Genomic DNA, 19,369 nt, shown 5'->3' with positions numbered 1-19,369 from the left:
ATTTCCTGTGTTTCCCTCCCCTGCCGCACTCTTTTATTGACAGATGGGAATAACACCTCTACAATATATCTGATATATCATTAAGAGGAGTACACCATGCAAGAATCCTTATCCAGCTATATGAAAGTCGGTCTCATCCATTTCATGGCCTATCCGGTCGCAAGTGGGGAAGGTCCCATTGTTGAAACATTCAAGAAAATCGCCGCCGATCCCTTTTTTGAAGCTGTTGAAGTCACTTGGATTCGTGATAGTGAGGCAAGAAAGCAGGTTCGATTCATGAAGGAAACTGCCGCCCTTACCCTTGCCTATGGAGCTCAACCCAGACTTCTCTCCACCAAAATGAACATCAACGATCTGGATGAGAAAAAGCGCTTACAGGCAGTAGCAAACCTGAAGGAAGGCATCGATGAAGCCTATGAGTTGGGTGCCAGCGCCTTTGCTTTCTTGAGCGGCAAGTATGAAGAAGCAAACTTGGAGACAGCCTATCAGGCTTTGGTGGCTTCCACCAAGGAAATCTGTGCATATGCTGCATCCAAAGGCACAATGAAAATTGCCCTGGAGGTCTTCGACTACGATATTGACAAGAAGAGCCTCATCGGACCGGCTTCCTTGGCAAAGCGATATGCCAAGGAGATCCGAAAGGACTATCCCGAATTTGGCCTTCTGGTCGACCTCAGCCACATTCCCTTGCTTCATGAGACAATTGAGGAATCATTGTTACCGGTCAAGGAATATATCACCCATGCCCATATGGGAAACTGTGTCGTCAAGGACCCTTCCCTTCCCGGGTACGGTGATTTGCATCCCCGCTTCGGCTTCCCCGGAAGTGAGAACAACGTAAAGGAATTGACTGCTTACTTGCAATTCTTGCTATCCATCGGGTTCTTGAACACAGAGAAGCGTCCTGTGGTCAGTTTTGAAGTGAAGCCGTTTGGCAATGAGGATCCCGATCTGGTGGTTGCCAATGCAAAACGGACACTGCTGCTTGCATGGGACAAGGTTAAACCGATAAAAGACTAGCGAAAAAAGAGTTTGGCATGTATTATGCATCAAAAGGTGGAGGGTATCGAATGCAATCGGTAACGCAGAATGGCGCAGTTTTTCAGACAGCTGCTGAAAAAGCGTATGAGATCATCAGCAAGAAAATCATGAAGGGCGAGTATGAGCCTGGTATGAGATTGGTTCGCCGCCAGCTCGCACAGGAGCTTGGTGTCAGTCCCATTCCCATCCTTGAGGCTATGAAGCGCCTGGAACAGGACGGCTTGATCGAATACAAGGCGCACTGGGGTTCCATCGTTACCATTCCCACCGTAGAGCGAGTCATGGACATGTTTGCCTTCCGTGAAGCCATAGAATGCCAGGTGGCAAGAATTCTTGCCACCAAAGCAACCGAAGAACAGAAAAAGGCGCTTCACGCTCTTGCCGAGGAGTTGGACATTCTCCGCTTTGAAGGCAGTGAAACAGAGAAGATAACCCAATTGCATATACGCTTCCATGTCATGATGGCCGAGTGTACCGGGTTCTCCTCCCTCATCGCAGGGCTGCAGAAGATCAATTTCACGTGGCTGCTCTTCAATGCAGTCCAATCCAGGCGTGCCAGACCTGCCATCCAGCGCTACTGGCATGTCACCCTGATCGATAACATCCTCGACCAGGATCCTGAAAAGGCGGAAAAAGTGATGCGCGACCATATCTATGACTCCTACTACCCCTTCATCGAAGATTTGAAGAACTCGTCGATCAAGTACTAGAAAAGATATAAAAATCGCAAGAAGTACACTATAAGCTTCACTAATTGGTTATTGTATAATCAGTACCAGCAAGGAAAATAGTATTTGACAGCTGGTAATATACATGATATATCATTTATATCTGTTGTTTTCTATCAAGGGAAATCACAAAACCACGAAAGGAGCATCTATGAAACAGACCCATCTACGCTTTGTTGTTATCGTCACTGTCCTGGCACTACTTGCAAGCTTTGGCTTGTTTGCGGCAGGAACCAAGGAAAGTGCTGCTACCCAAGCTGATCCGGCAGCCAACTATCCGGCAAAACCGATTCAGATCATCGTCCCGGTTGGAGCCGGCGGGGATACCGACCTCAACGCCCGCCTCTTTTCCAAGTATCTCGAAAAGGAACTTGGCCAGAGCCTTGCCGTTGTTAACGTCACCGGTGGTGGCGGCACGATCGGTATGCAGCGCGTCCTGGACTCCGATGCCGACGGCTACACTGCCCTTTTCTTCCATGGCGAAGCAATGATTCCCAAGATTGCAGGACTTGTCGACTACGGCATCGAAGCCTTCGACATGGTTGGTATCGGCCTGTTGGACGACACCACGGTATTGGCAACCCACCCCGGCATGCCCTTCAAGAACCTGACCGAGTTCATCACCTACGCCAAGGCAAATCCCGGCAAGGTGGAGTTCGGTATGATGACCGGTGGCTACCCCCACCTGGTAGGTATCGTACTTGAAGCTGAAGCCGGTATCGATTTGAATCTGGTTGACGTCGGCGGCAATGCTGCAAAGACTGTTGCCCTGAAGGGACGCAAGACCCAGGTCATCAACACCCAGTACGGCCTGACCCTCGACTACTTCAAGAGCGGCGACTTCGTAGTGCTCGGACTGACCTCAAAACAGCGCAATCCCCTGTTCGCCGAGGTTCCCACTACTGCTGAACAGGGCCTCGACCTTGAGTTCAACAAGTTCTTCTTCGTCGGCATGCCCAAAGGAGCCCCCAAGAGCATAGTTGACAAGTTCAGCGCCGCAATGAAGCGCGTTGTTGAGAATCCCGAATATCAGGCGGAAGCTGCCAAGTACTTTGTCACTCCGACTTACATGGGACCTGAGCAGGCAACCAAGCATGCACAGCAGGTCTATGAATACTTCGCCCAATATCAGGACCTCTTCAGAGGAACTACGAAGTAGCAATTGAGAATCTTTTCTGGTGCAGGGCCCTGAAAGGGGCCTTGCACATGTCAAGTAAGGGTATTCAGTATGAACAAAAAAACAATCGGTTTGGGATTCTTCAGCATTGCCTTGGGAATTGCCATCCTTATCATGAGCAACGATATCAGGGACTTCGCGGCGGTAGGAGTCGGAGCAAAGTTCTTCCCCCGCATCGCAGCCGTAGGATTCATGATTCTCGGATCATTGCTCGTGTATCAAAACCGCACGATTCTCTTCGTGCGCGCTCATGCACAGACATCCCAAAAGAGCCCCTCCCTCTCGCCATATCTGACGCTGGCTCTTCTCATTGTCTATCTTGCCCTCATTCCTTTGGCAGGATACATCATTGCTTCCTCTCTCTATATATTTGGTCAAATTCTCGTTCTGAACCGGGGGAGCAAGCAACATTGCCTGCGCTATGCCCTACTTTCAATCATCAGCGCGGTAGTTACCTATCTGTTGTTTGTAAAAGTGTTCAGCGTCATGATTCCCGCGGGAATCCTCGGGTAAAGGAGTAGCTCACCATGATTTTGGAAGGTATTCTCGCCGTTTTTACGATAAAAACTCTATTGCTCATCTTTGGTGGAACTGTCCTGGGGATTCTCTTCGGGTCAATCCCCGGTATTACTGTAACCATGGGTGTGGCACTTTTCCTCCCCATCACCTTCAGCATGAGTCCCGTGGAAGGCCTCTCTCTTCTGATGGGCCTGTATATCGGAGGGACCAGCGGAGGACTCATCTCTGCCATCCTGCTCAACATTCCAGGCACACCTGCTTCTGTCTGCACCTGTTTTGATGGTTCCCCCATGGCCAAGCAGGGACAGGCCGGTAAAGCCTTGGGCATCGGTATCGTATTCTCTTTCCTCGGCGGCATATTCAGCCTGTTGGTTCTCTATTTCATCTCCCCATTGGTAGCTGAAGTAGCTTTGAACTTCGCCTCGTTTGAATATTTTTCCATAGGAATCTTCAGCCTTACCCTCGTTTCCACCATGTCCGGCAAATCCTTGGTCAAGGGCTTATTCAGTGCTTTGTTGGGCTTCGCGTTTACCTTTATCGGCATGGCCCCGATCACCGCATTTCCCCGCTTCACTTTCGGTATAAAGGAGCTGAACGGTGGGATCAGCCTGCTGCCGGCTCTCATCGGCTTGTTTGCAGTCGCCCAGCTGTTTGAGGAATCCGAGCAAGGAGTTGGTGAAAAAGTAAAACCAGTAGAGTATGCCATCAAGGGATTCGGCTTTTCCATGAAAGAGTTTCTCTCCCAGAAAGTCAACTTCTTACGATCTGCCGTAATCGGAACCGGTATCGGCATCCTTCCCGGTTTAGGGGGAGCCATCTGCAGTGTGGTCTCCTATGGTATTGCAAAGAACCAGTCAAAGACTCCCGAACTTTTCGGTAAGGGCTCCATTGAAGGACTAGTCGCCAGTGAGACCTCCAACAATGCCTCCACCGGTGGGGCTTTGGTTCCTCTGATGACTCTGGGCATTCCCGGGGACAACACCACGGCCATCCTGTTAGCTGGTTTTATGATTCACGGCATTACCCCCGGACCACTGTTGTTTGAGAACAACGGAGTACTCGTGTATGCCATTTTTACTGCTCTGCTGGTATCGAACATTTTCATGCTCGTCAGTGAATTCGGCGGTATGCGTCTGTTCGTCAAGATTCTTGCCGTACCCAAGCATATCCTGCTTCCCATCGTGCTTACCCTGTGCGTCATCGGCTCCTACGGCCTGAACAACCGCATGTTCGATGTATGGACCATGCTCTTTTTCGGTATCCTTGGATTTGCCATGAAGAAGTTCGATGTTCCTGCAACACCCCTGTTGCTGGGCTTCATTTTGGGACCCATCATCGAGACCGAGCTGCGCCGGGGTCTGATGAGAAGCCAGGGAAGCTTCCTTCCCTTCTTCACCGAGCCGATCAGCGGGGTCATTCTCACCCTTACCATTCTCATTGTTGTTTTTTCGGTCTATAAGACTATTCGGAGAAAGAAATCCAATCAGCACTAGGAGGTGCCTACATCATGAAACGTACGATAGCTTGCAACACCTCGGATCTCGCATTCTGGGAAAAGACAGCCGATCTTGTTGATCAATTCATCGACATACCACTCAACTACCGCCAAAGCGGCCACCCCGGAGGATCACGCTCAAAAGTCCACATGCTACTCTCTTTAATGCTCAGTGGAGCAATGGTCTGGGATATCAGGGATAGCGACAAACCCTTCGGGGACAAGTTTGTTCTTGGTTGCGGTCATACCATTCCTCTTGTCTATGCGACCTTGGCCGTCCTCAACGAAGCATTGCGCTTTGCCTACCAACAAACCGGTGATAAAAAATATCTCATCAAGGATGAGAAAAATCGCGCACTCTACTGGGAAGACCTGCTGGGATTCAGACATCGGGGAGGCCTTTCCGGTCATGCCGAAGCGAATGGCAAGACCTCGTTCTTGAAAGCCAACACCGGCCCCTCCGGTCACGGAACCCCTGCTGCGGCAGGCCTTGCATTCGCCCTCAAGCGAGCCGGTGCAACCGATGTGCAGGTCTTCATCATGGAAGGTGAAGGCGGCCTTACTCCCGGGGCGACTCATGAAACGCTGAATACCGCCTGGGGCATGGCACTGGACAATCTTCACTTCCTCGTAGACTGGAACGACTATGGCATTGACGGGCACAAAACCAGTGATGTACTTCCGGGAACACCCGAGGATTGGTTTGCCCCCCATGGGTGGAGAGTCTGTGGTACCGAAAACGGTTCCGATTTTTCCTCCCTTACCGTGGAATTGAAGAATCTGGTACATGAGGGTGACCAACAAAGACGACCATCGATGCTCTGGTTCAAAACCCGCAAAGGCAGAGGGTATCTCAAGTACGACGCCCCCAGCCATGGTTCTCCCCATGCCAAGAACAGTGAGCCGTATTGGAACCTTCGAAAGGAGTTTGCCACCAAATACGGTGCCAAGTTTGTGAACGTCGATGCAAAGGGTCCCGCCGATGAGGCAGAGTTTCGAGCAAATCTTGAGGCTGTAGTGCAAGTCATGCACGCAGACCGCAACCTTTGTATGTACCTTGCAAACCGTTTAGTAGAGCTCGGGGACGCGGTTCCCCAAAGCCTTGCGACCTATAAACTGAACAGCAAAGGAAATCCCTTCACCGACCCTGTATTCTGGGACAGCAAGAACTACCCCGATCAGATGTGGGGAAAAGTTGGCCAGAAGTTGGCAAACAGAGCCGGTATGGGCGCCTGGGGTTCCTATATCAACTACCTTGGGAAAACCAAGTACAACCGTCCTTTGTTCCTGGCAGCCTCTGCCGACCTGAGCGCATCGACCAATCTCTGGGGGTTCGCCAATGGTTGGGAAAAAGAGAGTGGGTATGGCTGGTATGAACGGGTGGGTACGCAAGATGGTGTCATGGCTCCTACTGAAATCACCGAGTTCTCCAATGCCGGGATTATGAGCTCGGTAGCCACGCTGAACTTCAGTGACAAGCCCAAAGAGGAGTTTGACGGTTTTTACACCGCTGTCTCCACCTATGCCTCATTCTCCTATCTTAAATATGGCTCGATGAGGCTCTTCAGCCAGTTCTGCCAGGATGCCGACAACAAGGTGGGAAAAGTCCTCTGGGTTGGGGCTCATACGGGACCCGAGACAGCCGACGACAGCCGAACCCACTTCGGCATTTTCTCTGTCGGAGTGCACCAGCTCTTCCCGAAGGGACACATCATCAACCTGTTCCCTTGGGAGTACAACGAGGTACCAGTGCTTCTGGCAGAAGCTTTCAAGAGCAGCATCCCACTCATTGCCTTGCATGTCACCAGGCCGGAGATGGAAATTCCCGACCGGGAAAAGCTGGGCATCCCCTCCCACTTTGAGGCAGCCAAGGGAGCCTATGTACTCAGGCCGTATGCAGAGGGAAAACCGAAGGGCGGAACCATCTTCGTACAAGGAACCAGTGTAGTCTACAGCATACTTTCATTGCTTGAGACGCTTGAACAGGAAAACTTGAACGTAAGAATTGTCTGCGTGACCAGTACCGAGCTCTTTGCAATGCAGAGTGAAACGTACAAGAACCAGGTGCTCACCGATGCAGACCGTGCCGATTCCACCTTCTTTACTACCCAAGCAAGGAGAATGATGAGTGCATGGGCGTTCAACAGCATCAGTGAAGAGTACTGCCTCTCTAGCGACCATGACGATCGATGGAGAACAGGGGGAACACTTGAAGAGGTCCTCGACGAGGCCCACATGAGCCCGACGTGGGTTTTACAAGCTATCAGACGGTTTGCCGATGACAGAACGCTGAGACTTGCAAAGCTTTCACAACAACTTGCATCAGCAAACCAATAATAAGATAAGGATATTCACATGTCAGTAAAAGATTTGAAACGTGGAAAAGCAGCAGTTGGCACTATGGTGAGAATGGTACGGAACCCGGCGATCGTCCTGGTGGCGGCCAACGCCGGACTTGACTTTGTCATGTTCGATATGGAGCATGGGGCCTTCTCATTTGAAACCATCGCTGATGCTTCCTCCTTGGCACGCGCTCGGGGGATTGAGTGCTTCGTACGGGTACCCGAATTATCCAAAGGCAATGTCTCAAGGGCACTCGATTGTGGAGTGACCGGGGTCATGGTGCCGATGGTTAGAAACGGCGAGGATGCCAGAAAATTTGCCGATTGGGCAAAGTTTGCTCCTATCGGACAACGCGGACTGGGGGGAAACGGGGCTCATAGTGAGTACTACGATGCGGCAAAGGATCCCGAGGCTTTCATGCGCAAAGCGAACGAGGAAGTGCTTACCATAGCCCAGATTGAACTCTCCGAGGCGATCGACAATATCGATGCCATCGCCTCTACCGAAGGTATCGATGCCCTTTTGATCGGACCAGCAGACCTTTCCAACTCCTTGGGAGTCAGCGGTCAATTCAACCATCCCAAAATGGATGAAGCAATCACCAAGGTTGCACTGGCTGCCAAGAAGTATCACAAAATCTTTGGTTTCCATGCAGCCGAGGAGCTTACCCGCAAATGGATGCCCCATGGACTTACCCTACGCATGAGCCTGATGGATATCGGCCTGTTGGCCAAAGGCATGGCCGCCATCACCTCCTTACGCGATTAAGGTAGTAATCTCTTTGTATAGAACAACCTCCCACGTATCAGGTGGGGGGTTGTTCTTTTCCATGCCCCTCTTTCCTAGAATGCAAATTTCGGCAATACTAACGTATAGTGCCTTACGGCCTACGATTAGGAGGTACCACATGCATACACCCCACACCCTCATCACCTGCATTGTCAACAAAGGCATGGCTGAAGCAGTCATGGAGGCAGCGAGGAAGGCAGGAGCCTCAGGAGGGACCATCCTTTCCGCACGAGGAACGGGAAAAGAAGAGGATGTAACATTCTTTGGCTACTCCCTTGTTCCCGAAAAAGAAATGCTCCTTGTCCTGGTAGGGGCCGGCCAAACCGGTAAGGTATTGGAAGCCATTAAGGAAGTACCCTCCCTTGTTGAACCTGGGGCGGGCATCGCTTTCTGTGTTGATGTGGAACGCTTTATGGCTTTCGGTGAGCCTGAGACGCTGTAGCAGACTCAAGCGGCAGTTGCAAGACAAGCCCCAATAGCAAACAGAGCAGTGAGACCAGCAATATTCCCATACCAACACCGAAAAGGCTGCTGAGCCAGCCGAGCAGCAAGGCAATACCGGCCGCGAATAAGGACTCTGCCTGCGACTCCACCGAGAGTCCCGAGGCCAATGAAGTCTGGTCCATACGCTCACTTACGTAGGCTATTCCCATCGGTTTGCGCAGATTCTCCAGAATGTAAATCCCCAAGTAAAGCACCACAGCGAGAACCACATAGGAGAGATGCAGCAACAGGCCGCTGACCAACCCAAGGGAGAGTCCCACCAGCAACGTGATGTTCAGAGGCTTTGCAAGGCCGTTGAAATGAGAGGCGAATGCTCCGGATTTGCTCGAAGCAAAGGCGGTTGTGGCATACAGTATTGAATAGACAATACCTATTACCAAGGCAGTACGCTTCTGGTCCTCCAAAGCAAGAAATAGTGGCAGACTCAGGGCAAGTGTCTGCAAGAGCGGCTGCAGGTAATCCTTGAAGGCTTTGTAGTAGCCGCTGTACAAGGCTTGGCTGGAGATGGTGCGAAGCATGGAAAAACTCTTCAGGGTTGTCACCAGCGAGCGCAGAACATCCATAAACTCGTCTCGTATACGCTTGTCACTGGTATGCCGTTTCCCATCGAGATTCTTGGGGTAGGAAAGAATAAGGAACAAGTTGAGCACATAAGGGATGATGGTAAACAGGAATATCGGTGCATAGGAACCTTGATAGAGGACCAACAGGGCAGCAATTATTGCCGAGAGAGCAGCCCCGCGCTGTGACCAAGCACGGGTGTGGCCATAGTAATAGGTTTTCTGGTCCTCCCACCCGTTGAATCGGAGATAGTCGAAAATCATCGCCTTGTGGGTCCCGGTACGAAAGGCATCGCCGAATGCATAGGCAACCATCGCAAGCAAGAGAATCTCGAAACGGTCGGCAACATAGAAGGTGAGAAAGGCCAGAATATAAGCAAGGAAGGAGAATACCATCGTCATTCTCCTCCCTACACTGTCGGCAAAAATTCCTGAAGGGACCTCGGTGATGTTGATCAACACCTCGCGCGTTGCGTAAAGGGTTCCGATCTGCAGATAACTCAGGCCTTTATCCAAAAAGACAAGCAGCATGAACGGTTCATAAAACCGCAGGTCCTTGAGAAATCCATAGGCGCAGAATTTTGCGTACTGAAGGTTCTTGGTGAAGGTTTGTTTCGGCATAGTTGCGACCTTGCATGCTGTGTACCACTGAAACACAAAGAAGTCAAACGATTCCTTACTTGGCTGGGGGCTCTCCCGTGGAGCTGCGGATGATCAATCGGTTTTGGTACTCCACGCGCGTTACCGCACCCTGTTCAAGCGTCCGTGGTTGCTGCCGTTCCATTTTCTCACAGAGAAGACGTACGGCACTCTTCCCCCCTTGGATGATGTAGTGCTCGACGGTGGTCAAAGCTACCCCGGCAAAGGAGGAAGGATAGATATTGTCGAATCCACAGACACTGTAATCGTCGGGAATTGAATACCCACTATCCTTGATGGCATCGATGACTCCATATGCCACCATATCGTTGATGGCGACCATGGCCGTAACATCAGGAGTCTCCTTCATGCAGCGCTTTGCCAAGGCATATCCGGTCTGATGTTCGATGTCGATGGTGTTCAATTCGGTAAGGGAAGGAACTTCTGCAGCGTAGAGATTGAGTTTGGCAGGGAGTCCAAACTGCTTGATTGTAGCCTTAAGCCCGTCAAAACGTCTGACGCGTGCGCTGTGTTCGCTGTTCAGGCTGGTTGAGAGATAGGCAATTTTGCGATGTCCGAGTGCGAGCAGATGTTTTGCGACCAACGTACCTGCATTGAAGTTGTTTACGTCCACGGTATCAAGTCCGATATCGTTTTGCTTGTCGCCTACAGCAACTACCGGAACCGTTTTGTTCAATTCCCGAACAAGCTCCGGTTGTTGGGGGATCATGGCAAAAATCACCCCGCCTACGCTCGGATCCTTGGCAAATTCACAAATGCGCTTTTCCTTCTCAATATCCCAGTACGTAGTGAAGAGCATGGTACCCAGGCCCCGTACATTCGCTTCCTGCTCCATTCCCTGGATGATGGTGGCAAAATAGGGGTTTATCACCGATGGGCAGACGATAATGACAACCTTTCGGTCTTCCTTGGAATGCTTTGACTCATACCCGAGCTCCCGACTGGCTGTGTACACCGCATTGATAGTCTCATCAGAAAAGCGATTCAGACTCTTGGAGGCAAGGATCATGGATACACTGGCCGATGAAATGCCAACAGTGTTTGCTATGTCTTGCAGGGTGACCTTTTTCTTTCGCATCGTACTACCTCATGAATTTCTGCTGATTAAATATTAAGCATTGTTAAACATTAATTGCAAGAAAAAAAGTAATTTATTTTAGAAAATTCGCGATCAAGAACAAATAAATTCTCTCACAAGAAGAAAATTCTTTTTGACTTTTTAGGAATCGTCCCCTACACTGCAAAAAAAGGCTGTTGTAGAGTAGATGAAAGCTTAGGTTAATTTTGCTGAACATTTATCGCTACAATTACCCAAAATCTGGAGGAAAGAATGAAAAAAGGATTGCTCATGGCATTGGTCCTGGTATTGGCACTTATGCCGATCATGGCACAGGGAAGTAAGGAAGCCGCAACCGGGGATGATTACAAGCTCGTATTGAAAATGAGCCATGTATTTGCCCCCAATGAACAGTTGACCAAGTCACTGGACATCGTAATCAAGAATATCTACGACCGCACCAACGGTGCCATTGAGATTCAGCACTATCCGCAGAGCCAACTGGCTGTGTACAAGGACGGCGTAGAACAGGTTGCTCGTGGAGCACAGTTCATTTCCGTTGAGGATCCCTCATACCTGGGCGACTATGTTGCCGACTTCAATGCACTGGTGGGACCGCTGATGTACACCAGCTACGATGAGTACGAATATATGATTCAGACCGATCTGGTGAAGGGTATGATCAAGCAGCTTGAAGAGAAACATCGGATTAAAGTCCTTGCCCTGGATTACATCTTCGGTTTCCGCAGTATGAAGACCAACAAGGTAATCAAGACTCCCGCCGACCTCAAAGGTATGAAGATTCGTACTCCAGGAAGTCAGCTCTTCATCGACACCATCAACGCCATGGGTGCAATTGCCACTCCGATGGGCTTCGCCGAAACCCTCTCTGCCGTGCAGCAGGGCGTCGTTGACGGCTTGGAAGGAACCATGGATGCGTATGGATCCAATGGTAGCTCAGAAGTTGCCAAGAACATGGCCCTCACCCAGCACTTCCTGGGAACCTGCGGTGTGTACATCAATGCTGATGTGTTCAACGCAATTCCCGCCGAATACCAGAAGATTATTCAGGAAGAATATTCTGCCGGCGCAAAGCAGATGATCAGTGAGATCACCAACAACTATGAGAAGACCAAGGCAAGATTGGAAGCTCAGGGAAACAAGTTCAACGAAGTCGATTCCGCCGCCTTTGCAAAAACCGTTGAAAGTGTCTACGCCAACATGAAGGGTGTTACCCCCAATATTTTCCAAATTATGCAGAACGAACTCGCCAAAATGCCCAAATAAATCTGGGTATCAGATACAGGCCGGAGGATTCCTTCGGCCTGTTTTCTCTTGTAAGGAGATCGCTATCATGTCTCAGACATTCAAGAAAGTACTGACCAACCTTGAACTGATTATCGCAAGTGCTTGTATCATTGTTACTACGAGTCTTGTCCTTCTCAATGTCGTCATGCGCTACTTTTTCAAAACCGGCATCTATTGGTCTGAAGAAGTTGCAACCGCCTGCTTTGTCTGGTCGGTTTTCATCGGTGCAGCTGCCGGGTATAAACACAAGGCACACGTCGGTGTTGATATGCTCATCAACCTTTGTAATCCGACTTGGAAAAAGCTGCTTACCATTGCCGTTGATGCCATTCTGTTGTTGATCAATGGCTATATCACCTATATTGCCGTTATTTACCTCTCGCTTTCCTATAAGAAACCAACTCCCGTCCTGGGAATATCCACTGCATATATAAGCTCCTCCATCTTGGTCAGTTTTAGTTTGATGACCATTTATTCCATCTACTTTCTCGTAAAGGATATCAGAAAGAGCAACAAAGGAGGTGCCGTATGATTGCCTATCTTCCCATCCTGTTGGTATTTATACTCTATTTTTCCAGCATACCCATCGCCTATGCCCTCTTTGGCTCTTCCTTGTTCTATTTTGCCATCATCGATACAAGTTCTCCTGTCGATTTGATCCTGCAAAAGTTTGTAACGAGTACGCAATCCTTCCCGCTTTTGGCCATTCCTTTCTTTGTCATGGCGGGATCGATCATGAACTATGCAGGAATCAGCAAGAAGCTGATGCAGTTTGCCGATGTCCTTACCGGTCATATGACCGGTGGTTTGGCACAGGTCAATGTACTGTTGAGCATGCTCATGGGCGGCGTCTCCGGTTCCGCAAACGCCGATGCAGCGATGCAGAGCAAAATGTTGGTTCCCGAGATGGAGAAACGAGGGTACGACAAGGCCTTCTCCACTGCAATCACGGCGGCTTCATCGGCCGTTACCCCCGTTATTCCTCCGGGCATCAACCTCATAATTTATGCATTGATCGCCAATGTCTCGGTCGGAAGGACCTTTATGGCAGGGTATCTTCCCGGCTTTCTAATGACTGCATGTCTCATGGTAGCGGTAGCCATCATCAGCAAGAAACGAGGGTACGTACCAGTTCGGGATAAGAAAGCAAGCGCTAAGGAAATCCTGGTGCAGAGCATTGACTCAATTTGGGCCCTTCTCTTTCCATTCGGTATCATCCTGGGTTTGAGAATTGGTATGTTCACTCCTTCCGAAGCAGGTGCCGTAGCGGTTTTCTATACGATTATTGTTGGTAAGTTCATCTATAAGGAACTGGGTAAGCAGCATATCATCCCCATCTTGAAGGAGACCATTTTCGGAACCAGCGGTGTAGTGTTGATCATCGTCTCCGCTTCGGTATTCGGATACTACCTCAACTGGGAGCGTATTCCCCAAGCGCTTACCGGGCTCCTCTTGAATTTGACCCAGAACAAATACTTGATGCTCATGATCATCAACGTGCTCTTCCTGGTGCTCGGCATGTTCCTGGAAGGCGGAGCCGCAATGATTATCCTTGCTCCCCTATTGGTGCCGGTGGTAGTACGTTTGGGTGTCGATCCCATCCATTTCGGTCTGATCACCATCGTAAACATCATGATTGGAGGCCTTACTCCTCCATTCGGGTCAATGATGTTCACCTGTTGCAGCATTACCGGTTGCAAGCTGCAGGATTTTGTGAGGGAAGTCATTCCTTTCATCATCGCCCTCTTGATTGCCTTACTGCTGGTAACCTATATTCCTGCTATCAGCCTCATTCTTCCCAATCTCTTGTATGGAACACTCTAGGAGTCGATGAACATGAAAGTATTTGCACACAGGGGCTATAGCGGCTTGTATCCTGAAAACACCATGTTGGCCTTTCAGAAAGCCTTTGAAGCAGGATGCGATGGTATTGAGCTTGACGTACAATTGAGCAAGGATGGTGAGGTAGTTATACTTCATGACGAAACGCTCGACCGTACTACTGACAAGACCGGCAGGGTCTGCGACTACACGCTCGCAGAATTGAAACAATGCAATGCCGGTGTCCACGCCCAAAACAATATTTTTGTCAGCATCCCATCGTTTGAGGAGTATTGTGCCTGGGTTGCCACTACCAACCTCATTACCAACATTGAGCTGAAAACCAGTATCATCTACTATCCTGAGATTGAAAAGAAGACTTGGGAGCTGATCAAGCGGTACCACTTGGAGAAGAAAGTACTGTTCTCCTCATTCAACCATTTGTCCCTGATGGCGATCAAGGCTCTCGACTCATCCATTCCTTGTGGAGCGTTGGTTCCGGAATCCGGCTTGGTCAACGCAGGGTATTGTGCAAAACAGTTTGGTTTGGAGTGTTATCATCCGGCATATTGCACGATGAGCAAGCAAGCAGTGGATGAATGCCATGAACACGGTATCAAAGTGAATGTCTGGACGGTCAACGACATGCATGCATTGGAGACGTGCTTGGCTTGGGGCTGTGATGGTATTTTCACCAACTATCCTGCAGTCTGTACGGCCTACATCGCATCGAAATAAGAGAGTTTCAGTAACCATCACCCCCGTGCAGTGGAGAATTCCAACCACGGGGGTTTTCTTTAGGTCAGCAAAGCTATGCCCGTTTCACCAACTTTTAACAGCTTTCAGACAGTTGTTCATAGACAACCGTGGTGGGAGCGAGTATTATTTAGACATACATGAGAGTAGTGTCGAAAAAGCCATTGTTTATCCGGATTGCTCAACCTACCTATGGTGCATATCTTCTCAAACACAACCGTGTTGAATCGTTTGGTATGGAACAGCTTTCCACACTCAAGCCACCGTTCTTGGTGATCGGCAATCACGCCCACACCATGGATTCCCTCATTGTCAGCTCAGCCAGTCCAGTGCATATCCGTTGGGTTGCCGGAGCATACCTCTTCAAGCTTTTCGGCCTCAGGCCCATGCTCGAACGCTGGATAGGGGCAATCTCCAAGCAGCAAGGGCGCAGCGACCTCTTTACCATCCGCGCAATCGGCGATGCCCTCAAACAGGGTGACATTGTTGGCCTGTTTCCAGAGGGGACTCGGACTTGGGATGGAGAGCCTGTTGGATTCGACCAGGCTATTGCCAAGCTGGTGCGCATTTTCAAGGTTCCCATCGTAGTATTCCATCTCGAGGGATTCTACGGCCTCAAGCCGCGCTGGGCGGACAAGAAACGAAAAGGCAAGGTGTACCTTCGGGTGTTTCCTCCCATCATGCCCGATCATATCAGTCAGATGTCGGTACAAGAACTCTATGCACATTTACTATCCAAAATTGGATTCTCCTATCGTGATTGGCAAGAGAAAAATCATCTTCCGTACATTTCCAAACATTCGGCCGAAGGTGCTGAACAGGTACTTTACCTCTGCCCACAATGCAAGCAGGCCAGTACAATCGTCAGCAAGGGTATCACCCTTACGTGTTCGCATTGCTCCTATTCTGCTTCATTGGATCCCTACGACAAGCTTCACACCTCAGTAGGAGAACATCACTTCGATGACATCGCCTACTGGCATGCCTGGGAGAGAGAGTACATTGCTTCAGATGAGGGCTCTTCATTGGTATTCCCCCCGGACAAGGGGGTGCTGCTGCAAACCGGTGATACAACCAAACTCATCACCTTGGAAAGAACCTTTACCCTGCAGATGGAACAGGCGGGAATGAGAATCAAATCCCCGATGGGGCGTGACCAGTTTTTTGCCTTCACCGATATCCAGTCGATGATCATCAACGCAAAGAATACGGTGGAACTCTACCACAACAATACGCTCTATCGTATCCGAATTTTCAAACGAGGATGCATCATCAAGTATGTGGAGATGTATCAAACGAAACGACAGAGTACCGAGGGAGACCAAGCATGAACTGGAACTTTTTTTACCACATCGGCATCATCTCGTTCTCATTGTTGCTTGCAGCCCTCTTGCGAGCACGCATTCGATTCTTCCAAAGATTCCTGATACCCGCCCCTATCATTTCCGGAATATTTCTGTTGGTTTTCTATAACTTTATTGCTCCCCGCTGGGGCTTGAAAAACGACTTCCTGGGTGAGATCGTCTATCACCTGCTCAATATCTCCTTCATATCCATGTTGCTCAGGGTGACCGGTAAGCAAAAAACCGATAGGAAAGCCAAACGTACCTTGGCAGCCAATGTTACCGCAGTAATGGGCCAGTACGGTCTGCAATGTTTCTTTGGACTGGTCATGACAGCCATCATGATCGCAACGTTCAAGCCGGACCTGTTTCCAGCATTCGGCTTTACCCTACCCTTGGGCTTCGAATTAGGACCCGGTCAGGCCTACTCGATTGGCATCGGCTGGGAAAAGATGGGGTTCAGGGGTGCTTCCTCGGTCGGACTGACCATGGCAGCCATCGGATTTCTGATTGGGAGCTTCGGCGGCGTGGTCCTGATAAACCAGGGGCTCAAGCGGGGCTGGATCGGCAAGGAACATGCACAACGCATCAACAACAAGAGTGTACGGACCGGGTTCTTCAGCCGTCTCGATACGGAACGGCCGGTTGGTTCGTATCTCTCAACCGATGGCGAGTCGTTGGACTCACTTAGCTACCACATTGCTTTGGTGATGGCCACCTACTTGATCAGCTGGGGCTTTCTTACCGGCTTGACAGCTCTGCTTAATCTCATCGGTCCCTTGGGGTCCGACCTTGCAGAGAGCCTTTGGGGGATCAACTTCATATTCAGTGCCTTCTGCGCCTTGGGCGTGAAAATGATCATGCGCTTCTTCAAGGTGGAAACCACCATAGATAATGCAACCTGCAATCGTATCAGCGGTCTCTCTGTTGATATGACGGTAGCCTCAAGCCTGGGGGCCATCTCCTTGGTTACCGTCCAAGGGTATTGGCTTCCTATTCTCATTCTTACCCTGACCGGTATGTTCATAACCCTGGTAATTCTTCCTTGGTACTGCTCGCGTATCTACGACGACCACCAATTCTTCAGAATGTTGGTCATCTACGGAACAGGAACCGGCACCCTTCCCACCGGCTTGGCCCTGCTTCGTGTGGTCGACCAAGAGTTCGAAACCCCGGTAGCCACCGACTACCTGTACTCGGTAGGAATTGTCTTTATTCTGGCCATTCCCATTATTCTGAGCATCAACCTGCCGGCCTTCAGCGTCACCAGGAACAATCCGATGCTGTTCACCTTGGCGATTATCATCAGCGGAATCTATATGCTTGCTTCCTTTATTTCCTACTTGCTCATCGCCAAGAAACGTGCTTTTGCCAAGGCGGGAGACCTGTTCTATACCGAGTAGGGAATGGGGCTAATCTGAATTCTCAAGAACGGGGAGGCCTAATGAAGGCCTCTCTTTTATATCACACAGAACCTTTGAAAAGCAGAAAACCTTTTCATTTTGCCTTTCATGTTCTACAGTACACACAAGCACACCTGAACAAAGGATTCGAAGATGAAGGTTCGTTATTGTTCCCTACTCATAGTGTTCATAACAGCAAGCCTGCTGTTTGGCTCCTACTCACCCGAGCAAATCCCCCTCGACTCTCCTCTCTACGAGGAGGTCGACCTCCTGTACCGCCTGCATGGCATCCCCCTTCCCTCCGCCTCTCGTCCTTGGAATACCAATGAGGCTGTTCAAATATTGAACATGCTTCCCCAACAGACACAATACAAGGCATTGCTAGAGCAAGCATGGCAGAGAATCAAAACAAACAAAACCGACAACTTCTCCGCCAAAGTGACTCCAACCATCGCCCTGGAAGCCTATACCCACACCAACAGCGCAGACTTCACCACGTTCGAAGACTGGATGTACAGCTATGATGAGAGAGACCCTCTCTTTGATTTGACCATCTCCCTGCAATTCAGCCCATCATTCCTCTTTGAGACTTCCCTGCAGGCTGGGGTGGGTGGCTATACTGAACGAGACGAAACAAAAAATGTGCCAACCTATTATGGTATTGGGGCAATACTTCCCTATATTAGTAACAATGACTTACGCCCAATCGGTCCTCAGCTCGTGGAATCCTCCTACCTCTATAAACGCCTCTTTACCACCAACCTTCCCACATCAGGCAAAGAACTTGAAGCCGACTTCCCCAGGCATAGCCAACTCACCTTTGCAGGGCCGTATTACGCACTCAGTCTTGGGAAAGGACCGGTATCCTGGGGCCAGGGGAGCAGTGGCAACTTAGTCATTGGGGATCATATCTCCAACCACACCAGCCTTTCAGCTTCCTTCTTCAGCCAGAACACCAAGGTGCAGTTTCTCTATCTCTTCTTCCCCGATCTCAGCGAATCGAATGCAGGAAACCGGATTTTCCTTGGTCACCGCATAGAATTCAGGCCATTAGCTTGGGCACGCTTTTCCATCTCAGAGAACATTATGGCAAATGCCGACAACCTTTCCCCCCAGTACCTCGATCCCACCTATATCTATCACAACATCTTCGATGCTGCCAACGTCAACTCGATAGCCAGCATCGAAGCCGACCTATCCCCAGCTAAAGGCTTGTCACTGCATGGCCAGTTCGCCCTCGACCAACTACAGCTCTCCAGCGAGAAGGCAAATACAGCAAATGCCATGGCATACCTGGGTGGAATTACCTACTCTTGGAGTCATAATCAGGGGTATTGGACAACCCAAGCAGAGTACGCCTCTCTAGACCCTGCGTTTTATCGAAGACAGAACGTCGATTTCCTCGTAGCCAGGGACCTGATGAAGCACCAAGCGCATCTGGAGCCCATGATCATCGATTACCTTGGCTACCAGTGGGGATCGGACAGCAAGGTGTACCAAGCAAAGCTCTCGTATATGAGACCCAATCACTTTTCTCTAGAAGGTTCGGTTATTGTTCATCGACAGGGAAAGCTGACCTATGGGGCTGCCCATCATGTTGATTCTGTTAGCAACAATACCGACTCTCCCAATGTAGATGGTCCCTCTCCCTCCGGTGACAGCATCACCGAACGCCTCATCATCGGCCTTACGGGTATCTATTATACAGAATGGAAGAATCTTGATGTGTATGCCCAAGCCAACTGGATAGGAAGGAGAATCTACACGAAGAGTACGGCCCTCTATTCCTCTGAGGCTTCAGACCTGCAATTGGTATTCGGTATGAAGTTCAAGTTCTAGAAATCTGATAAACCTAACCTTGTATT

Annotated in this window: 17 protein-coding genes; 15 read left to right on the top strand and 2 right to left on the bottom strand. The window is 49.9% G+C overall.

Features of this window, described 5'->3' with window-relative positions:
• The first annotated feature begins 96 nt into the window (after positions 1-96).
• The 8 genes from SPIBUDDY_RS03600 to SPIBUDDY_RS03565 all read left to right on the top strand — a co-directional run bounded on the left by SPIBUDDY_RS03600 (position 97) and on the right by SPIBUDDY_RS03565 (position 8,534).
• Positions 97-1,020: a sugar phosphate isomerase/epimerase family protein gene (locus SPIBUDDY_RS03600; RefSeq protein ID WP_013606398.1), complete on the top strand. Its 924-nt coding sequence runs from the start codon at positions 97-99 to the stop codon at positions 1,018-1,020.
• 17 nt (positions 1,021-1,037) lie between these two features.
• The gene (locus tag SPIBUDDY_RS03595; protein ID WP_081454607.1) at positions 1,038-1,751 is read left to right on the top strand and encodes a GntR family transcriptional regulator; all 714 of its coding nucleotides are present in this window, start codon (positions 1,038-1,040) and stop codon (positions 1,749-1,751) included.
• 169 nt (positions 1,752-1,920) lie between these two features.
• Positions 1,921-2,928 (top strand): tripartite tricarboxylate transporter substrate binding protein, encoded by a 1,008-nt coding sequence (locus SPIBUDDY_RS03590; RefSeq protein ID WP_013606396.1) that lies wholly within the window; start codon positions 1,921-1,923, stop codon positions 2,926-2,928.
• A 69-nt stretch (positions 2,929-2,997) separates the two neighbouring features.
• Positions 2,998-3,459, top strand: a complete 462-nt coding sequence (locus SPIBUDDY_RS03585; RefSeq protein ID WP_013606395.1) for a tripartite tricarboxylate transporter TctB family protein — start codon at positions 2,998-3,000, stop codon at positions 3,457-3,459.
• Positions 3,460-3,473: 14 nt separating this feature from the next.
• Positions 3,474-4,958, top strand: a complete 1,485-nt coding sequence (locus SPIBUDDY_RS03580) for a tripartite tricarboxylate transporter permease (protein WP_013606394.1) — start codon at positions 3,474-3,476, stop codon at positions 4,956-4,958.
• 14 nt (positions 4,959-4,972) lie between these two features.
• On the top strand, positions 4,973-7,297 hold the full coding sequence (locus tag SPIBUDDY_RS03575) for a transketolase-like TK C-terminal-containing protein (protein ID WP_013606393.1): 2,325 nt from the start codon (positions 4,973-4,975) through the stop codon (positions 7,295-7,297).
• 18 nt (positions 7,298-7,315) lie between these two features.
• On the top strand, positions 7,316-8,071 hold the full coding sequence (locus tag SPIBUDDY_RS03570) for an HpcH/HpaI aldolase family protein (protein WP_013606392.1): 756 nt from the start codon (positions 7,316-7,318) through the stop codon (positions 8,069-8,071).
• Positions 8,072-8,210: 139 nt separating this feature from the next.
• Entirely contained in the window at positions 8,211-8,534 is a 324-nt protein-coding gene (locus SPIBUDDY_RS03565) for a P-II family nitrogen regulator (RefSeq protein ID WP_013606391.1), read from the top strand.
• On the opposite strand, the gene SPIBUDDY_RS03560 is transcribed toward SPIBUDDY_RS03565, so the two are convergent.
• Both SPIBUDDY_RS03560 and SPIBUDDY_RS03555 read right to left on the bottom strand, forming a co-directional pair.
• Complete coding sequence (locus SPIBUDDY_RS03560; protein WP_013606390.1) at positions 8,503-9,777, bottom strand: MFS transporter; 1,275 nt, start codon at positions 9,775-9,777, stop codon at positions 8,503-8,505. The genes SPIBUDDY_RS03565 and SPIBUDDY_RS03560 overlap by 32 nt on opposite strands.
• 55 nt (positions 9,778-9,832) lie before the next feature.
• Positions 9,833-10,894: a LacI family DNA-binding transcriptional regulator gene (locus tag SPIBUDDY_RS03555; RefSeq protein ID WP_013606389.1), complete on the bottom strand. Its 1,062-nt coding sequence runs from the start codon at positions 10,892-10,894 to the stop codon at positions 9,833-9,835.
• A 252-nt stretch (positions 10,895-11,146) separates the two neighbouring features.
• On the opposite strand from SPIBUDDY_RS03555, the gene SPIBUDDY_RS03550 reads away from it, so the two are divergent.
• From SPIBUDDY_RS03550 to SPIBUDDY_RS03520, 7 genes are all read left to right on the top strand, one after another.
• Positions 11,147-12,160, top strand: coding sequence for a C4-dicarboxylate TRAP transporter substrate-binding protein (locus SPIBUDDY_RS03550; protein ID WP_013606388.1), 1,014 nt, complete (start codon positions 11,147-11,149; stop codon positions 12,158-12,160).
• A gap of 67 nt (positions 12,161-12,227) precedes the next feature.
• Entirely contained in the window at positions 12,228-12,713 is a 486-nt protein-coding gene (locus tag SPIBUDDY_RS03545) for a TRAP transporter small permease (protein WP_013606387.1), read from the top strand.
• Positions 12,710-14,005: a TRAP transporter large permease gene (locus SPIBUDDY_RS03540; protein WP_013606386.1), complete on the top strand. Its 1,296-nt coding sequence runs from the start codon at positions 12,710-12,712 to the stop codon at positions 14,003-14,005. Before SPIBUDDY_RS03545 ends, SPIBUDDY_RS03540 begins: the two co-directional genes overlap by 4 nt.
• A 12-nt stretch (positions 14,006-14,017) precedes the next feature.
• Positions 14,018-14,740: a glycerophosphodiester phosphodiesterase gene (locus SPIBUDDY_RS03535; RefSeq protein ID WP_013606385.1), complete on the top strand. Its 723-nt coding sequence runs from the start codon at positions 14,018-14,020 to the stop codon at positions 14,738-14,740.
• A 158-nt stretch (positions 14,741-14,898) separates the two neighbouring features.
• Positions 14,899-16,089 (top strand): lysophospholipid acyltransferase family protein, encoded by a 1,191-nt coding sequence (locus tag SPIBUDDY_RS03530; protein ID WP_013606384.1) that lies wholly within the window; start codon positions 14,899-14,901, stop codon positions 16,087-16,089.
• Positions 16,086-17,504: a sodium/glutamate symporter family protein gene (locus tag SPIBUDDY_RS03525; protein WP_013606383.1), complete on the top strand. Its 1,419-nt coding sequence runs from the start codon at positions 16,086-16,088 to the stop codon at positions 17,502-17,504. The genes SPIBUDDY_RS03530 and SPIBUDDY_RS03525 overlap by 4 nt, the downstream gene beginning before the upstream one ends.
• A 153-nt stretch (positions 17,505-17,657) precedes the next feature.
• Positions 17,658-19,343, top strand: coding sequence for a hypothetical protein (locus SPIBUDDY_RS03520; RefSeq protein ID WP_013606382.1), 1,686 nt, complete (start codon positions 17,658-17,660; stop codon positions 19,341-19,343).
• Positions 19,344-19,369: the final 26 nt, after the last annotated feature.

Source organism: Sphaerochaeta globosa str. Buddy, assembly GCF_000190435.1.
In the GTDB taxonomy this organism is placed as follows: domain Bacteria; phylum Spirochaetota; class Spirochaetia; order Sphaerochaetales; family Sphaerochaetaceae; genus Sphaerochaeta; species Sphaerochaeta globosa.
Note: the sequence above shows the minus strand (reverse complement) of the source record. Positions and strands in the feature narration are given on the sequence as shown.

What these genes read in the sequence shown, in the direction of transcription:
- SPIBUDDY_RS03600 (WP_013606398.1), top strand. Translation starts at nt 97, where the DNA reads ATGCAAGAATCCTTATCCAGCTATATGAAAGTCGGTCTCATCCATTTC.
- SPIBUDDY_RS03595 (WP_081454607.1), top strand. Translation starts at nt 1,038, where the DNA reads ATGTATTATGCATCAAAAGGTGGAGGGTATCGAATGCAATCGGTAACG.
- SPIBUDDY_RS03590 (WP_013606396.1), top strand. Translation starts at nt 1,921, where the DNA reads ATGAAACAGACCCATCTACGCTTTGTTGTTATCGTCACTGTCCTGGCA.
- SPIBUDDY_RS03585 (WP_013606395.1), top strand. Translation starts at nt 2,998, where the DNA reads ATGAACAAAAAAACAATCGGTTTGGGATTCTTCAGCATTGCCTTGGGA.
- SPIBUDDY_RS03580 (WP_013606394.1), top strand. Translation starts at nt 3,474, where the DNA reads ATGATTTTGGAAGGTATTCTCGCCGTTTTTACGATAAAAACTCTATTG.
- SPIBUDDY_RS03575 (WP_013606393.1), top strand. Translation starts at nt 4,973, where the DNA reads ATGAAACGTACGATAGCTTGCAACACCTCGGATCTCGCATTCTGGGAA.
- SPIBUDDY_RS03570 (WP_013606392.1), top strand. Translation starts at nt 7,316, where the DNA reads ATGTCAGTAAAAGATTTGAAACGTGGAAAAGCAGCAGTTGGCACTATG.
- SPIBUDDY_RS03565 (WP_013606391.1), top strand. Translation starts at nt 8,211, where the DNA reads ATGCATACACCCCACACCCTCATCACCTGCATTGTCAACAAAGGCATG.
- SPIBUDDY_RS03560 (WP_013606390.1), bottom strand. Translation starts at nt 9,777, where the DNA reads ATGCCGAAACAAACCTTCACCAAGAACCTTCAGTACGCAAAATTCTGC.
- SPIBUDDY_RS03555 (WP_013606389.1), bottom strand. Translation starts at nt 10,894, where the DNA reads ATGCGAAAGAAAAAGGTCACCCTGCAAGACATAGCAAACACTGTTGGC.
- SPIBUDDY_RS03550 (WP_013606388.1), top strand. Translation starts at nt 11,147, where the DNA reads ATGAAAAAAGGATTGCTCATGGCATTGGTCCTGGTATTGGCACTTATG.
- SPIBUDDY_RS03545 (WP_013606387.1), top strand. Translation starts at nt 12,228, where the DNA reads ATGTCTCAGACATTCAAGAAAGTACTGACCAACCTTGAACTGATTATC.
- SPIBUDDY_RS03540 (WP_013606386.1), top strand. Translation starts at nt 12,710, where the DNA reads ATGATTGCCTATCTTCCCATCCTGTTGGTATTTATACTCTATTTTTCC.
- SPIBUDDY_RS03535 (WP_013606385.1), top strand. Translation starts at nt 14,018, where the DNA reads ATGAAAGTATTTGCACACAGGGGCTATAGCGGCTTGTATCCTGAAAAC.
- SPIBUDDY_RS03530 (WP_013606384.1), top strand. Translation starts at nt 14,899, where the DNA reads ATGAGAGTAGTGTCGAAAAAGCCATTGTTTATCCGGATTGCTCAACCT.
- SPIBUDDY_RS03525 (WP_013606383.1), top strand. Translation starts at nt 16,086, where the DNA reads ATGAACTGGAACTTTTTTTACCACATCGGCATCATCTCGTTCTCATTG.
- SPIBUDDY_RS03520 (WP_013606382.1), top strand. Translation starts at nt 17,658, where the DNA reads ATGAAGGTTCGTTATTGTTCCCTACTCATAGTGTTCATAACAGCAAGC.